Source organism: Bdellovibrio bacteriovorus (assembly GCF_001592755.1).
In the GTDB taxonomy this organism is placed as follows: domain Bacteria; phylum Bdellovibrionota; class Bdellovibrionia; order Bdellovibrionales; family Bdellovibrionaceae; genus Bdellovibrio; species Bdellovibrio bacteriovorus_E.
In genome coordinates this window covers 96,424-112,479 of sequence record NZ_LUKF01000020.1, presented here as the reverse complement: position 1 = coordinate 112,479, position 16,056 = coordinate 96,424, and the positions used below count along the sequence as shown (strand labels likewise).

Genomic DNA, 16,056 nt, shown 5'->3' with positions numbered 1-16,056 from the left:
CGGCCTTCGGTGGCGCCCGGACGGCGCGAACCGAAGCGAAGCTTCGGCACCGACGAGCCCGGAAGGCGTGCCGCTAACTTAAAATGCTATACACCAAGCCGAACCTCGCATAAACTAAAGTCAAGGATTCATGGAGGAATTCAACGGTGAAGTCAGTAGGCATAGACATAGGCTCTAGCAGTATCAAAATTGTCGAGATGACCAGCTCGTCCAAAGGCTTTCAGGTCACTCAGTTCATTGAACATGCCTTGAATATCGCTCCAGGCGCAGACCAAGAACTTGAGGTCATCGAGTTTTTAAGAAACTTCACGGCGACCTATGATGCGAATCAAACGAAATTTATTTTAGCTCTTCGTCAGGATCGTGTGGCGATTCGCAATAAATTCTTCCCGTTCAACGACCGCATTAAAATTTCTAAAAGCTTGGCGTTTGAACTCGAAGAAGATCTTCCTTTCTCTTCTGAAAATGCCGTGTTCGATGCAAAGATCGTTCGCACCGTGGGTGGTGGCGCGGAAGTGCTTGCCTGTGCGGCTCCGAAAGTTCACGTGCAAAACTGCATTCAACGTGGTCAAGATGCCGGCATTGACCCGGCGATTGTTTCTGCCGAAGGAACAGCCCTTGCGAATGTCTTTGAAAAATGGAATGAAGCTCCACCAGCTCTTCTGCCTCCGAATATCGCTTTGAATGACGAAGACAACAGACCTGTTCGCCACGTGCAGTTGATTTTAAATATCGGTCACTCCCGTACACTCGTCAGTGCCTTTGAAGGAAACTCTTTGATTGCGGTGCGCTCCGTTCTTTGGGGTGGTAAAAATATCGCCGAAGCGATTTCTAAAAAATACGAAATCCCTTTCTTGGAAGCGATCAAAGAATTGCAAACCAAAGCCTTTATCTTGACGAACAAACAAGGCGCAACTTTTGATCAAGTGACTTTTTCAGACACGATTGCAAAAAGTGTTCGTGAGTTGGCTCGTGACTTACAACTTTCTATTTTGGAACTTAAAAGTGAATTCAACGCTCAAATCGACTCGATCGGTTTGACAGGTGGTGTTTCACAAATTCAAAATATCGGACCGTTCCTGACTCAGATTCTGGAAGTTCCCGTGAATCGCACTTCTACTTTAGATTTGATTCCAAATGTTCTATTTGAACGTTCTGCTTACAATGGCGCGAAAGCCGGCGTCGCCTTGGGATTGGCCATCGAGGGCTTTAAGAAACCAAGAAATCCTCCGGTGAACTTCCTTCGTGGAGAGTTCGCCAAAGAAAATCACCAGATGAAAATGTTCTGGGAAAAATGGGGTCACACGGCGAAAGTCGTCGCGGCAGCCGTTCTTGTTCTTTTCGTCTACACATCGTTGCGCGAAAGCTTTTCTGTCAGTTTAGCAGATCGCACTCAGGAAGTTTTAAAAGATCAAGCTAAAACTGTCGCGGGACTTCGTGGCAGAAACGCCTCTGAAAGCGGTATTCGCAAATACATTCGCGACAATAAAAAACGGGCCGCGGATTTAAAAACATTGGCCAGTGTTGCCAATATGAATTCCGCCCTGGATGTGATTAAAAAAGTAAATGATGCGACTCCGGCGAAAACGGCTGTGACGTTAGATGTTCAACAGCTTTCGGTGACGGACGCTTTGGTGCAAATGCAGGGTTATGTAAATACCCCCCAAGAGGCGTCCCTGCTTCAGCAGTCTTTAACAAACATCACTTCCGATGGCCAAGTACGAACTCAACGTTCCACTTTAAAACCTCTGAACGGACGTACGGCTTTTTCATTCAGCTTTAATGTCGATCGCGGAATCCAAAAGGTGACAAGATGAATTTAGACGATTTAAAGGACAGATTTATCAGTGATGCCCGTCAAACTTGGGAAAGAATCCAAGATAGCGCGGCTTACAACCAATTGCGCGACCGTTACGAAAACATGACACCTGTTATGCAGAAGCTGACAGTGGTCGGCGTGGTCGCTTTGATTGCCTTTATGATTTTAAGTATTCCCTATGGCGCTTTCAATGAATCACGCACTTATGTTGAAGAATTCGAAAGCAAGCGCATGACGATTCGCGAACTTTTAAAAGTCAGCCGCGAATCAGCCGATGTTCCGCAAATCCCACAGGCACCCAGCATGGATATGATTCGCAATAACATTCAGAATCAACTAACGGCAGCGAACCTTTTGCCTGAGCAAATGAAGGGCACGGAAGTTTTGACGAATGATTCTAAGATTGTTCCGCAAAACTTGACTGAAGGTATGTTGCAAGTCAGCCTTGCAAAACTGAACATCCGTCAGGCTTTAGATTTGGGCCACCAATTTCAAAGCATCAACGCCAGCGTGAAATTAAAAGACATGGCGATGACAGCCAATGCCGAAGATTCTCGTTATTTCGACGTGACTTACAAATTGATTGCTTTAGCTGTCCCTGCTCCACCAGAGCCGCCAGCAGAAGCTCCGACTCGCCCTGGCTCTCGCAATCGGAATGCACCACCGGCCAACGAGGAGTAATCATGGAACAGTTCCGTCAGCTTCTTAAACTGATTCGTGAAAGCAAAGGCAAGATCGCTGTTATGGTGGTTTCCGCTTTTGTTTTTCTTTTCATGTTGTTTCCGTTTGATGACTTGAGTGATTTTATTTCGTCGCAAGTGTCGCGTCTGACTAACAACTCGGTTTATTTGACTTTTGAACGTTTGAAAATGAGTGTGTTCCCGCAACCGGGCGTGCAAATGGATTCTGTGTATATTGAGTCCTTGCGCACCCCTGCTCTCTCCGCCCAGGAACTTGTGATCACTCCTTCTATTTCTGGATTGATTGCGCAAAAGCCTTATGGCCATGTTTCAGCAAAAGGTCTTTTGAAAGGCGACGTGGATTTAGTCGTTGCCAAAGGTGCTAAGTCGGACAATGGCATTGAAAGACAGAAGATCGAAGTGAAAGCGCAGAAAGTGTCTTTGCATGATTTGCGTGAACTTGCCAACCTTCCGATTCTTTTAAAAGGTCAGTTGAATTTAGAGACGACAGCTCTTGCTGATTTATCTTTCCAAGAGCAACCCGATGTCGAAATTGATATGACTATCAATAAATTTGAACTTCCTCCATCGAACGTGAATACGCCAATGGGTCCTTTGACTTTGCCGGATTTAAAGCTGACTTCTGTGGAGCTTAAAGGTCGCCTTGCTGCCGGTCGCTTCGTGATCGAAACGGGAACTATTGGTAAGCCCGGTGATGAGCTTTATGGAACGATTAAAGGCAATATCGGTCTTAATATCGTCAACCGCGGCGGTTCTTTCGGCCAGCAGATTGGTGCCTACAATTTTGAAATCGATTTAAGAGCGAAACGCAGCTTTCAAGATCGTGCGGCTTTGTTCTTGGGATTCATTGATGGCTACAAAACGCCAACACCTGAGGGCGCCCAGTATAAATTCAAGGTTTCAGCGACAAATCCTATGATGCCGCCGAGCTTCGGCGCCGCGCGTTAGTCGAGATCCGTTCCCTTCAAGTGACCCCTGCTATATTTAAACTGAGCAAGGGGTCTGCCTAAGAATTGCTCACACTCCACAGCAAATAATAGAGAGCCGAAGTCCTTATTGACTTCACTCTTAATCTGACAAAAAACCAAGTGGTTATTGGAGGGAAAATGTCTGGAGTAAATAAAGTTATTCTTGTAGGTCGTTTAGGTGCTGATCCAGAAGTGAAAGCTATCGGAAGTGGGAGCACTGTTGCTCGCTTGAATATCGCGACAAGCGAATCATGGGTGAAAGACGGTCAAAGACAAGAGCGTACAGAGTGGCACCGTGTAACGGTATGGGGCAAACTTGCAGAAATCTGCGGTAAGCATCTTTCAAAAGGTCGCCAAGTTTACGTTGAAGGTAAATTGCAAACTCGTCAGTGGGAAGACCAACAAGGTCAAAAACGCTACACGACTGAGATCGTTGCCAGCACAGTTCAATTCTTGGGCTCTGCAGGTGCGGAAGCCGGTTCAGGCCGTTCTTCTTCATCTTCTGGTGGCGGTGATGATTACAATTTCCAAGATTTCGGACCAGAACCAAGTTTTGATTCGAACGACGAAATTCCGTTCTAATTTTAAAAAAAAGCAATACTCCTTTGCGCTGACAGATAAGCTTTATCAAGGCGCAAGGAGAAAGCTGTACACCGTACAGCGCCGACGCGGCAACGCAGAGAAAGCTTGTCTGGCGGCGCAAAGGTTACCAGTCAAAAGCCTCGATCGCGTATCGGGGCTTTTTATTTAGTCCAGTCTCCCCTATAATTATAGATCTATGAAGTGTGCTTTATTTACTGCATTCATGGTTCTTACTTTAAGTGGTTGTACGATCTACCGTTCGGAAGGCCGTAAGCAATTTGAATCTGAAGCTCCCGGTAAAGTCTCTACCTCTTCCAACTTTGAACTTAAAAGCTGCAAAAAAGAAAGCCGCATTGAAACTTGGTTTCATGAAGAGTTTCCTTCTTCCAATTACGAAATGGTCGTGATGGAAAATGATTTGGAAATCTGGCGCACGCATCGCGGTTCTAAAGTTGAAATCAAAGCCATTCAAAAATCAGACACGTCTGTGCATTCTTGTATTTATGAATTCTCGAATGACATCGTCTGGAACCTTTATAAAGATTCTTTTATCCGCGAGCTTGAAGACAACGTGATGACTCTTGAATAGGAAGCGCTGATGTTAGGAAGAAAGTTCTTTGCCGTACTTGTTTTTTTACTAGGATGTTCTTCCGCGTTCGCCGCTTCGGTTTCTGCCGTCAAAGGACAAAAAGTTTTGATCACTCTCGACGGTGAATCCGTTATGGAAGGTGATGAGTTCTTTCTAGTCAATCCAGGCACGACAAAACGCACGGCCATCATTCGTGTCAAACAAGTTAAAGGCAAAAAGGCCCTGGGTGAAATCTTAAAAGGCCGCGCCGCTAGCGGATACACTCTGCAGGCAAAGGCTGCCTCAAAAATGAGTGCGGATGTCACCCCGACGGAAGAAGGCGAAGAGAGCACACCTCGTCCTACCACTAACGTTTCTCGCGTCTTAAAAGATTCCTATGGCATCTTGGGCGGATATTTGATGAATTCCATGGATGCAGACGTCAGCTATAAAGACGGCTTTGGTATCACGCAAAAAGCGGCCGTTAAGATGAGCGGTTCTGGTTTCGGTGTCGGTGGATTCTATGATTATGTTTTTAGTCCTTCTTTAGTGGGTCGTGGATATGCCGCTATTGAACAGTTTAATGTGTCTGGCACGGCCTCTTCAGCCGCTTGTTCGGGTTCTTCAAGCTGTGATGCCAAAATCAACTACCTGTCAGTGTATGGTTTGGCGAAGTGGTATCCTTACATCGGGAAGTACCGTCCTTGGATTGGCGCTGGCATGGGTTACTTGTTAGCAGTTTCAAAATCGAGTACCGCACTAAACGAGTCCCAGATTTCTACAAACTCGGTTATCACAGCGGCATTCGGAACGGACATTCAAATGGATCGCAAAACCTATATTCCGGTCAGTCTTGAATACAATATGTTCCCTGCTTCCAGCACGGTGAAAGCCAATCAGATTTTACTAAAAGCAGGATGGGCCTGGAATCTTTAAGAACTGCCCCCTTAACCTGTGGCGAGGCGGCGATTGTGAAGCAGAGCATAGAGAGCAATATGTCCTGCTAATTGATCAGCCCTCTTCGTTGTACACCAGGTTTTTCTAAAGAGCCTATTGATATGGGCTCTTAACATCGCACAAGTGTGATTCAAACTAAAAATCGGATCCCACTTCAGTTTCTTTAATTCCCCCTGACCAACAATAGCTCCTCTTCCACCTAAGATGGTTTCATGTCGGGCTGCCGGGAAATACCTTTTTACATCTTTTGGGTAATAAGGATTTGAGTCTGATCGTATAAGCGCTGTGGGCGAAACAAAGGATCTCATCTCTGAAAATAACTTTCTACGAGCTTTAGATCGATGGTCTGCCCGAGGCCCGTACTTCTTCCTCGCAAAAGCAGCTATTCTTCCTTTGGCTGGCATTTGTGCAACTTCAAATCCTAAGATTCTCCTTGTCTGATATTCAACCATCAAAGTTACTGAAAGTGGCTTGCACTTCGTGTGCTCAAAAGTTTCTAAGTCATCGAATTCAACCTCAGTACAGGACTGAAACTTTTGATTCCATTCTTTGAGTTCTTCCTTTGCTGTAGTTATGGCAAATCGAAATTTTCGGACCACGGTTTTTGGATTGATCTTTAGTATCCGTGCCGCTTCTCGTTGGCTCACTCCTCCAGTTAACAGGTCACAGACCGCTTTATTAAGGTGTCTTTTCTTCTGACCTTTCAAGGGACTTAAGGTCGCGGCGGAAAAGCTTTTTTTGCATGGGAAGCACCAGAATCTAGTCAGATGCTGACCATCGGACTTGCGATAGTATGAGCCAAGCTTACGAATTGTCCGAGTCGCAGACTGGGGGTTTCTTTGAGTATGGCAGTATGGGCATTTGAACTTCATGAAAGTTCAGTTTGGCAAAGGTCACGCCATGAAGGTTTATTTATGTTCGCACAGGAAAAGGGGGCAGTTCTGAATCTTTAGGCCTTTTCTTGAGGAAGCCAAATCACAAATCGCGTCTTCGTTGAATTATCATCAAGATAAAATTTTCCGCCGTGAGCTTGCACGATTCCTTGCGAGATACTCAATCCTAAACCCACACCCTTGCCGACTTCTTTCGTTGTAAAGAAAGGCTCCATGATTTTGGAGCGTAAGTGGTAAGGGACTCCCGGGCCGGTGTCAGAGACGCTGATTTCAATCCCGCCGTTACGCAAAGAAGCATCTAAGGACACTTTTTTTACGGGGCTTACGGCCACTGCATCCATCGCATTGTTCAGCAGATTTAAAAGCACTTGAGAGATCTGATAAGGGCGTCCACGGAGCTTTAAATCCGGTTGAATTTGCGCTGCTAACTCTACGCCCTCGGATTTAAACTTTTCGTGACAGAAAGCCAAAGTTTCATCCACCAACGTGTCCACGGCGATCACTTCTTCACTGGTCAAATCCGTCTCATGAGCATAGCTGCGCATGCCGCGAATAATTTTAGCGATACGTTGAATTACAGATTCAATGGCGTCTAACTTCTTAGTGACATCCCCATCCTGCACACCTTTTTGACTTAGCACCCGACGAAGAACACTGACGTGACCATTGATAATAGCCAATGGATTATTGATTTCGTGTGCGATTCCCGCGGCCATTTCACCTAAGGAAGCTAAACGAGACGACGCCAGGATTTTTTGCTCTTGTTCTTTTAGCAACTTTTCTTTTTCGCGAAGCTGGGTCACGTCTTCAAGAATGCCAAGATAGCCCGTCACTTTTCCCTGCTCATCAAGAATTTTACTTAAAGACAAGACCATTGAATATCTTCGCCCTGTCTTAGAAATAATCGTCCATTCGCTGGCACGGTTGTATCCCAGTTTAAAAAAGTATTCGAAGTATTCCGGCCCCAGTTCAATGCTTTTACCTACCTGCAAAGCCATTTTATCCCGGAAGGCAATGACTTCATTCAAGTCATGAAAGATCGCCGGAGTTTCTTTGCCTTTAATTTCATCCGTAGAATATTCCAGAATTCTTTCCGCCGCCGAGTTCATTTCGCGAATGACGGTGTTTTCGTCTAAGGAAATCATCAAAAGCGGAACGCTGTTCATCCCGGCTTGTTTCCATTCAAAGGCTTCTTTGGCGGCCTTTTCTGAATCACGCGCGCGAGTGAAAAAACTTAAAGCAATTCCCAGAAGAACCGAGATACTCACCCCGAAGAACAGCACAAGATTTGGCAGCGACGAGGTGTTTTCGCGAATGATTTCAGGCGACGGAATCAAAAGAATTTCCCACTCCGCTCCCATATAGTGATAACGGGATTTTGTTTTCCAATCGCGCGCAAAAACGGCATCGGCCGTGCCGCTGGAATAAACTTCATGACCATCTTCATAAATCGTTAAATGGTATCCGCTGAGGTCGATGATTTTTTCAAATACAGGTTTTGCTAAGAAAGCGCCGCGAATCGTACCCAGGTATTTATCCTTGTTGTAGATCGGGGCAAACATGACGAAGCCCTTGCCACCCGTTTTAAGTTCCATGAACTTGGAAAGATAAGCACGGTGTTCACTTTCAGCAATCGCCATGCGCTCTTTTACCGCCGCATCCGTCGACACGTTGGCTTTAATAAGTTTGCTTCCACCGCGATCTAACGGATACACCCACTGCACAATGTGGTTCTGATCCGCCCACAAAAGACGGCGCAAGCCTTCAAACTCGGTGAAGTAACTTTCCGCATCGGCGTACCACATCTTTTCGTTCTCGTAGGCCCCAGCGGCGAATCGGCGCGCCATGTGCTGTAAGGCTTTTTCAAGCGGAGCAAAAATATTTGTGATATTAGCTTTGATACTTTCAGCTTGGATCTGAACGACCCGGCGGTTTCTGTCTTGATCGCGCAGAATTAAAAGATGCCAAATCAAAATAGAGGTCAAAATCCCCACGATAAGAACATAGGAAGGAACTGAAGTGCGGCGGCGTGCCTCCGGCAAGAGGCGGTTTTCCACACGAAGTTGCCAGAGCATTGCCAGGGCCAGAAGAACTTGCCCAATGGAAGTATGGACCGCCATGCGGGAAAAACTTCCCCAGCCATATTCTGAATTAAAACCAAACGCATATCCAAAAATTCCGATAAGAGAGAATCCAATGACCAAAGAAGACACTGTCACGACAATAATATGAGAGGAAAAATCACGCTTTTTGAAAAAACGCGAGAGCGAGATCATGATAAAACAAATGGCCGTACTGATAGCCATGCGTCCTGAAATCACAGAGCCCACACTCACGAAAGGATCGACGAAAAGTTTATCGATCCCCAAATTCACGCCCGTGAGGTACTGCACGATCGTCAGTCCCGATACCACAAGGACGATCGCCGAACAGACTTTTGAAAAGGTTTGATTTTTACGATCCGAAAAAAGAAGACCTAAAGAAAATACCGTGAAACAAAAGGCGGTGTTAAAAACCATCGGAGCAAAATCGGCGTGAATTTGCACGATGGTCAGATTCTTGGTCCACCATCCCGTCATAACTGTCAGCCCTAAAGCCAATGTTATAAATGCGAATATCAAGTGCAGGCGGTTTGAGATCTTATTGGATAACACGAGTGACACCAATAATACCTTTGATCTTTTGGATCTCGTAGATAGCTTGGTTGACTTGACTTGCGTCTTTCACACTGACTTCGAAATGACAGACGGCTTTTTTATCCTTGGTCGTGCGGATTTGCGCGGACTGGATATTAATTCCCTGTTGCGCAAAGGCTTCCGACATCAGCTTCAAAAGACCGGGCGTATCCTGAGAAATGATTTTAAGGCGCACAACGCGCTCTTGGCCCTCACCGGCTTGCTTCACATTCCAAGTAACGTCGACTTTACGGAGTTGATCAAACTCAAAAGCCTTACGACAGTCGCTGCGATGAATGGTGATACCACGGCCACGGCTGATAAAGCCCACAATAGGATCACCCGGAATAGGATGACAGCATTTCGCGTAGTGAACGAGGACATCATCCATGCCGTCAACACTGATCAAAGAATTCGTCTTGCGCGTTTTCTGAGTCGCTGCGCGCATGACTCTTTCCATGAAAGTCGTATTTTCAGTTTTCGCCGCTTCTTTGGCGATATTTTCCGGAGAAAGTCTTTCCACCAAAATACGTGTTTCAAGTTTTCCGTAACCGACAGTCACGTAAAGCTCATCAAGGTCGGCAATACCGTGATCTTTCAGATATTGTTCATAGGCGGGGCCTTTTAGGTATTTCGCAGCGGCCATACCGAACTTGCGGAATTCTTTTTCTAAAAGCTCTTTACCTAGCATGATTGCGCGACGACGCTGTTCTTCTTTAACAAACGCGCGGATTTTAGATTTTGCTTTATTAGTGACAACAAACTTCAACCAGTCCTTAGAAGGCATCTGGGTTTTTGAAGTCATGATCTCAACCGAGTCCCCGTTTTGAAGCTGATACTTCAAAGGAACCATTTTTCCGTTCACGCGCGCACCGACGCACTGATTTCCCAACTCTGTATGCACGGCATAGGCAAAGTCTACGGGAGTGGCGCCTTCCGGGAATTCACGCACATCTCCGTTTGGAGTGAAGACGTAAATTTCTGTTTCAAAGAGATCGGTCTTAACAGTATCTAAGAACTCGTCAGAACTGCGCACGTTTTGGTGCCAAGTCACAAGGTCGCGCAACCAATCGGCCTGCTGCACATCAGAGTCATCAATCATCTTACCACGCTCTTTGTACTTCCAGTGCGCGGCGATACCACGCTCGGCAACCAAGTGCATTTCTTGTGTGCGGATTTGAATCTCGATGCGCTCTCCGCCGGGCCCTACCACTGTTGTATGCAGTGATTGATAATTATTGGCCTTCGGCATCGCGATGAAGTCTTTAAAGCGACCTGGAATGGGCTTCCATAAAGAGTGGACCAACCCCAAAGCGGCATAACATTCTGCTACGCTATCAACAATCAAGCGGAACGCCAGTACGTCGTAAACTTGATCGTAATCGATGTTCCGCGATTGCATTTTGCGATAGATGGACCACAAGTGTTTTGAACGTCCGAAGACTTCGTACTTGAAGCCCGCTTTGTTCAATTCTTTCGAAATCAAATTCTTCACGTCATCGATATAACGTGTTTGCTCGGCTTCGCTTTTTTTAATTTGTTGAACAAGTTGGTAGTACATGTCCGGGCGATAGTAACGGAAGCACAGATCCTCAAGTTCAATCTTGAGGGAGCTGATACCCATTCGACCCGCTAGTGGACAGTAAATTTCTAAAGTCTCTAAAGCAATGCGCTCTTGCTTTTCAAAAGGCATGAAGTTGAGTGTTCGCATGTTGTGCAGGCGATCGGCAAGCTTCACTAGAACCACGCGCACGTCTTTACCCATGGCGACGATCATCTTACGAATATTTTCGCCTTGTTTTTCGTGGCTGTTTTTAAATTTCATCTGCCCGATTTTAGTGACGCCATCGACGAGATGAGCGATCACGTCACCGAACTCTCGACGAATATCATCAAGCGTTGCATGCGTGTCTTCCACCGTGTCATGCAGAAGTCCCGTAGCAATCGTATCTAAATCAAGATGAAGATCCGCTAAAATCGCAGCGACCGAAAGCGGATGAGAAATATAGGGCTCACCACTGCGACGAATCTGTCCTTCGTGAGCTTTCTCTGAAAAAGAATAGGCCTTCTCGATCACTTTCAAATCAGCATTCGGGTAAAAACTGCGAATACGACTTAGAAGATCCTCTAAGGTCTTAACGGGTTTATGGCTGACGCCGGTCTCTTTCAGAGTCTCAAACATACTTGTAATAAGCTTACCTGAGTTGCAGAACGAGTTCCAACTACCTTTTCAATAAGGTCTTGGATTTATTAGGTTTTGGCGAAGAGGCCTAAAACGAAAAAAGGAGGCTATTGAGCCTCCTTTTTAGATCCCATGTATTTGTGGGGGTCCCTATTTATTCAAATCTTTCTCGATTTGGCGGACAGCTTCTGAGTTTTCCATAGCCTCAGTGTAGCCTACGTTACCAATAGCCACTTCACGAAGGGCGCTCACAATGTATTTATTGCTACGAGTAGAAACAGTCGCCTCGGCACCTTTAAGAAGTTGCTTCGCTCTTTTAGCAACCATAAGCACTAGAGCAAATCTATTAGGAACTTTTTCCAAGCAATCTTCAACGGTTACGCGAGCCATTCTGCCTCCAGGACTAATAAAGGAAAATACTGATCCGGCCAAGTTACCGCTAAGCTAGTAATTCTTCAACGATTTTTTTAAATTGGGCGTAGGAATGTTCAAAGACGTCGTTCACGATCTGATAATCGAATTTAGAGGCTTCTCGCAGCTCTTTTTCGGCGTTGGCCATTCTCACTTCGATATCCGCCGGCATGCCCCCGTCTCGTTTTGCAATACGGCGACGCAGCTCATCAATCGACGGAGGAAGGATGAAAACCGTCTTTGCATCCGGGAATTTAGACTTAAAAGTCGCAACTCCCTGGATGTCGATGTCCATGATCGCGCACTTCCCGTGTTTCCAGGAAGTTTCGATGCTGTCATAGGAGGTGCCGTAATAGTTCGTGTGAACACGAGCCCACTCGACAAAGAAGCCTTCTTCGATCTTTTTCTGGAAATCCTCGGAACTGATAAAGTGATAGGGATGCCCTTCACTTTCGCCCTTACGCATAGAGCGCGTCGTAAAAGTAATAATGTCGACCAAGCGAGGATCTTCCTGGCTGATCTTTTCGACAAAACTACTTTTTCCAGCACCGCTTGGAGCGGCGACAATAATAAGACGCGTCTTCATTGGACGTTTTGTACCTGTTCTCTAAGTCTTTCAATAAGGGTTTTTGCTTCTACCACGGCTTGAGTGATCTTGGCTACCTGAGACTTGGATCCAATCGTATTCACCTCGCGGAGCAGCTCTTGGGTATAAAAATCTAATTTCTTCCCTTCCGCCTGCTGAGAAGTCACGAGTTGGCGGTAGTTCTTAATATGTTCGCTCAAACGCGTGAGTTCCTCATTAATATCCGCTTTTTCTAACTGAATAACGATTTCCTGCGATAAACGAGTCGGATCAATGTCATTGCCTTTAAGACGGGCACGGATTTTTTGCTCAAACTTCTCTTGCAACTGAGCGTTTGCTTCGCCACGCAGTTCACTGATTACTTTAACTTGTCTTTCTAACGACAAAAGAAGCTTCTCTAAATCGCGACGAAGAGCTTTCCCCTCGCGCGTGCGTTCTGCGTTGCAGGCCTTGCAAGCCGCTGTGAAAGCTTTTTTTAGAATCTTATCTTCGCCGGTAAACATCTCGTAGGACTCTTCCACTTTAATGATTTCTGGAAGACGAGCTAAAGCTTCAAGATGTACTTGAAATGGAACACCTAACTCTTTGGAAAGATGTTTGTAGGCAGTCATGTATTTCTTCGCCAATGTATCATTCACCGTCATTTGCGCTTTCGCGGCGGTGTTACGAACACGGCGAGAAACGAAGATATCAATCGTTCCGCGCAATAAGGTTTGGCTTAAGATTTTTTTTAGTTCTGATTCCTGCGATACGAATTCGCGGGGTAAGTGGAATCGTGGCTCTAAGAAGCGGCCGTTCACGGCACGAATACTCACCTCAACGGTGACGTCTTTGGTTTGAACTCTCGCGGTGCCGTACCCTGTCATGCTTTTCATAGTAACCTCATTCTCCAGCTTTCCCTTTCGTGGGGTCAAAAGGATTTAGGAATTCCTCGACCACGGATCTTGCTTGGGAAAAGCCTGTTTTTCCGTCGAACCAATGGATATTTTTGTCTCGCTGAAACCAGGTTCTTTGCCGTTTAGCGAGCTGTCTTGTGTTGGTAGAGATGTCCTCAAGAAGCTGTTCTTTAGAGATTTCGTTTTTCAAATACGCGATGGTTTCTTTATAGCCCACGCTGCTCATCGGCGCCCACAATTCCAGACCTTCATCGAGAAGCTGTTTTACCTCTTCAATCAATCCCGCCTCGAGCATTTTTCGAGTGCGAAGATCAATGCGCTCTTTTAAGAGTTCGCGATCCCAAGAAGGTCCGATCTTCAAAAGAGGAAATGGAAAGGGCGCTCGCGACTCTTCAAATTCTTTTTGAATCGCAGTCACGCTCTTACCTTGAGTGCGAATTAATTCGATCGCACGACCGATGCGGTAGTGGTCAGACAAATGAATTTTAGCACCGTACTCGGGATCTTTTTCTAAAAGTTCCTGATGAAGTTTTTGCGCTCCCGATTCGGTTTTCAGCTCTTCGGCAACTTGTTTTTGAACTTCTTCAGACACTGGCAATACGGGATACATGCCCTTTTCAATGGCCATGAAATAAAAACCCGTTCCCCCGACGACAAACACGGGCGTTCCTTCAGGAATCTTTTCCATGACTTCGTAAAAGTCGCGGCAATACTGACCGGCTGTCATCTCCTGCGGAGGATTCACGTAATCCAAAAGATGGTGAGGCACCAGGGCTTGTTCTTCTTTTGAGGGCTTTGCGGCGCCAATATCGACTTTTTTGTAAACTTGAATAGAATCACAGTTCACAATCACACCTTTAAATTCTTGTGCAAGTCGGAGCGCCCACTCGGATTTTCCAGTGGCTGTCGATCCGACAACAAAAATCACAGGCTTAGATTTATTCATCAAACGATGCGACCAAAATCTTTTTCAAGCTTATAGAACGGATACTCCACGCTCACCGGACGGCCGTGAGGACAGAAACTTGAAAGGGGGAATTGATCCATGTCTCTTAAAAGAGATTTCATTTGATCGACCCCCAAAGCTTGTCCAGCACGCACCACGGAATGGCAGGCCATAGTCGCACAAATGTCGCCAACAACTCGCTCCAAAGAATAACTTCCGCCCTGTTCGACAATTTCATTCGCCATTTTATCAAGAACGCTGCTTAAGATAGACTCTTTAATCATCAAAGGAGCCGCTTTCACACCGATCGTGCCAGGCCCCAAAGATTCGATGAATACACCCAAGCGCTCAATGTCCTTACCCAAAGTCAAAAGGGCTTCTACTTTTTCCGGAGACATATCAATAGCTAGAGGAAATAAGAAGTCCTGAACGTCGACCTTGCCACCCTTCCAGGCGTTCATAAGTTTTTCATAAACCACACGCTCATGAGCTGCATGCTGATCAACGAAAACAATTTTGTCGCGAGCTTGAGTCACAATGTAAGTTAGATTCGCTTGACCTAAAACTTCCAATGACGACCAGTATCCGCAGGGGGCTTCAGGCTCTACAATTGTAGAAGGACCTAGGCTTTCACGAGAAGATGCCGCCTCAGCCAAAGTTTGATAGCTGACTTTCGGTTGATTCACTGAGGAACCTGGGAAAGAAAAATCTTTCTTTTGAAAGCTAGTCGCTTTTAAAGACGAATCATCGAAGGCCAGATTTTCTTTAGGCATCACCGGCATCGCGGGTGATGAATTCAGGAAATTAGGAAGCCCTTGTGTAGAGGGGTAATCCGCAGGAGACACATCCGAAAGTGGTGCTATCGGTTGCGGCCTTTGCTGGGCCGGCAGCCACGGAGCTTGCTCTAAAGTGCTGCGCAACGCCCCTGCGACCGCACGGAATGCCAATGACGGTTCTTGGAATTTCACCTGAGATTTTGTCGGATGAATATTCACATCGACACAGTCTGGATCTGTTTCCACCCAAACGACAGCAATGGGATATTCCCCATGCATAAGAAGACTGCGATAGGCTTCATTTACCGCCGCTTGTAAACTGCGGTCTTGAATCCAGCGATTCTGAGCAAAAAGCCAAATATTCTTAGCTGTCTTTGCCACGTTATGAGGATCTGCAAACACCGCGTAGGCTTTCACATTTTCACGCGAAGCTTCGCCGACAAAAAGAGGTTTGATTTCTAAAATCTGTTCAACACGGTCTTTACGATTTTTACATGCCGGCCAGAAACTGACGAGCTTGCCATTTTCCTGAATGCGGAATTCCACGTCATAGTGAGATAAGGCCATGGCTTTTAAAGTTGTTTTGATCGCCGTATTTTCCGCGGCATCTGATTTTAAGAACTTCAAACGCGCCGGCGTGTTATCAAAAAGATTTTCAATTAAGATGGTCGTGCCTTGCGAGCCACCGACTTTGTCGATGTCTTTTTTGCGCCCGTATTCTGAAATCAACTGATGGGCTTGTTCATCATCAGGGCGACGTGAAGTCAGCGTCAGCTTACTAACAGCGGCAATACTGGCTAAGGCTTCTCCACGAAATCCGAAAGTTCTTAAGCGCCACAAATCATCAGTCTTTGAAATTTTACTGGTTGCAAAACGCTCTAAGGCTTTCGGTAAATCTTCAGGGGCCATCCCCTTCCCGTTATCGATAACTTTGACAATGCGACCGCCATCAAAAAATTCAACGTGCACACGCGTGGCACCCGCATCGATGCTGTTTTCAACAAGCTCTTTGACTAAGTGAGCAGGACGCTCCACCACTTCGCCAGCGGCAATTTGGTCAACGACTTCAGGAGGTAAAACTTGAATGGACATAGAG

The 16,056-nt window shown here is 46.0% G+C and carries 14 protein-coding genes; 6 read left to right on the top strand and 8 right to left on the bottom strand.

The annotated features are described in order from the left end of the window. The first annotated feature begins 146 nt into the window (after nt 1–146). The 6 genes from pilM (at nt 147) to AZI85_RS16940 (ending at nt 5,574) form a co-directional block, all read left to right on the top strand. Nucleotides 147–1,817 carry a pilus assembly protein PilM gene (pilM, locus tag AZI85_RS16965; protein ID WP_063245164.1) on the top strand — a complete coding sequence of 557 codons (1,671 nt, stop codon included), beginning with the start codon at nt 147–149 and terminating at the stop codon, nt 1,815–1,817. Beyond that, a complete protein-coding gene (locus tag AZI85_RS16960) occupies nt 1,814–2,500 on the top strand; it encodes a hypothetical protein (RefSeq protein WP_063245163.1) in 687 nt (228 codons plus the stop codon). Before pilM ends, AZI85_RS16960 begins: the two co-directional genes overlap by 4 nt. Nucleotides 2,501–2,502: 2 nt before the next feature. Next, nucleotides 2,503–3,468, top strand: a complete 966-nt coding sequence (gspN, locus tag AZI85_RS16955) for a type II secretion system protein GspN (protein ID WP_063245162.1) — start codon at nt 2,503–2,505, stop codon at nt 3,466–3,468. 158 nt (nt 3,469–3,626) lie between these two features. Next, the gene (locus AZI85_RS16950) at nt 3,627–4,070 is read left to right on the top strand and encodes a single-stranded DNA-binding protein (protein ID WP_063208275.1); all 444 of its coding nucleotides are present in this window, start codon (nt 3,627–3,629) and stop codon (nt 4,068–4,070) included. A gap of 196 nt (nt 4,071–4,266) precedes the next feature. After that, nucleotides 4,267–4,659, top strand: a complete 393-nt coding sequence (locus AZI85_RS16945; protein ID WP_063245161.1) for a hypothetical protein — start codon at nt 4,267–4,269, stop codon at nt 4,657–4,659. 9 nt (nt 4,660–4,668) lie between these two features. Beyond that, entirely contained in the window at nt 4,669–5,574 is a 906-nt protein-coding gene (locus AZI85_RS16940) for an OmpW family outer membrane protein (RefSeq protein ID WP_063245160.1), read from the top strand. An 11-nt stretch (nt 5,575–5,585) separates the two neighbouring features. On the opposite strand, the gene AZI85_RS16935 is transcribed toward AZI85_RS16940, so the two are convergent. From AZI85_RS16935 to mutL, 8 genes are all read right to left on the bottom strand, one after another. After that, entirely contained in the window at nt 5,586–6,242 is a 657-nt protein-coding gene (locus AZI85_RS16935) for a transposase (protein WP_253721047.1), read from the bottom strand. A 302-nt stretch (nt 6,243–6,544) separates the two neighbouring features. Further along, complete coding sequence (locus tag AZI85_RS16930) at nt 6,545–9,142, bottom strand: ATP-binding protein (protein WP_155724070.1); 2,598 nt, start codon at nt 9,140–9,142, stop codon at nt 6,545–6,547. Continuing rightward, entirely contained in the window at nt 9,129–11,345 is a 2,217-nt protein-coding gene (locus AZI85_RS16925) for a RelA/SpoT family protein (RefSeq protein WP_063245157.1), read from the bottom strand. Before AZI85_RS16925 ends, AZI85_RS16930 begins: the two co-directional genes overlap by 14 nt. A 150-nt stretch (nt 11,346–11,495) precedes the next feature. Continuing rightward, nucleotides 11,496–11,735 (bottom strand): DNA-directed RNA polymerase subunit omega, encoded by a 240-nt coding sequence (gene rpoZ, locus AZI85_RS16920; protein WP_063245156.1) that lies wholly within the window; start codon nt 11,733–11,735, stop codon nt 11,496–11,498. Nucleotides 11,736–11,784: 49 nt separating this feature from the next. Then, entirely contained in the window at nt 11,785–12,342 is a 558-nt protein-coding gene (gmk, locus tag AZI85_RS16915; protein WP_063245155.1) for a guanylate kinase, read from the bottom strand. Further along, on the bottom strand, nt 12,339–13,217 hold the full coding sequence (locus AZI85_RS16910; RefSeq protein WP_063245154.1) for a YicC/YloC family endoribonuclease: 879 nt from the start codon (nt 13,215–13,217) through the stop codon (nt 12,339–12,341). The genes gmk and AZI85_RS16910 overlap by 4 nt, the downstream gene beginning before the upstream one ends. 7 nt (nt 13,218–13,224) lie before the next feature. Next, nucleotides 13,225–14,184: a tRNA (adenosine(37)-N6)-dimethylallyltransferase MiaA gene (gene miaA, locus AZI85_RS16905; protein WP_063245153.1), complete on the bottom strand. Its 960-nt coding sequence runs from the start codon at nt 14,182–14,184 to the stop codon at nt 13,225–13,227. After that, nucleotides 14,184–16,052 (bottom strand): DNA mismatch repair endonuclease MutL, encoded by a 1,869-nt coding sequence (gene mutL, locus AZI85_RS16900; protein ID WP_063245152.1) that lies wholly within the window; start codon nt 16,050–16,052, stop codon nt 14,184–14,186. The genes miaA and mutL overlap by 1 nt, the downstream gene beginning before the upstream one ends. Between the last annotated feature and the right edge of the window lie 4 nt (nt 16,053–16,056).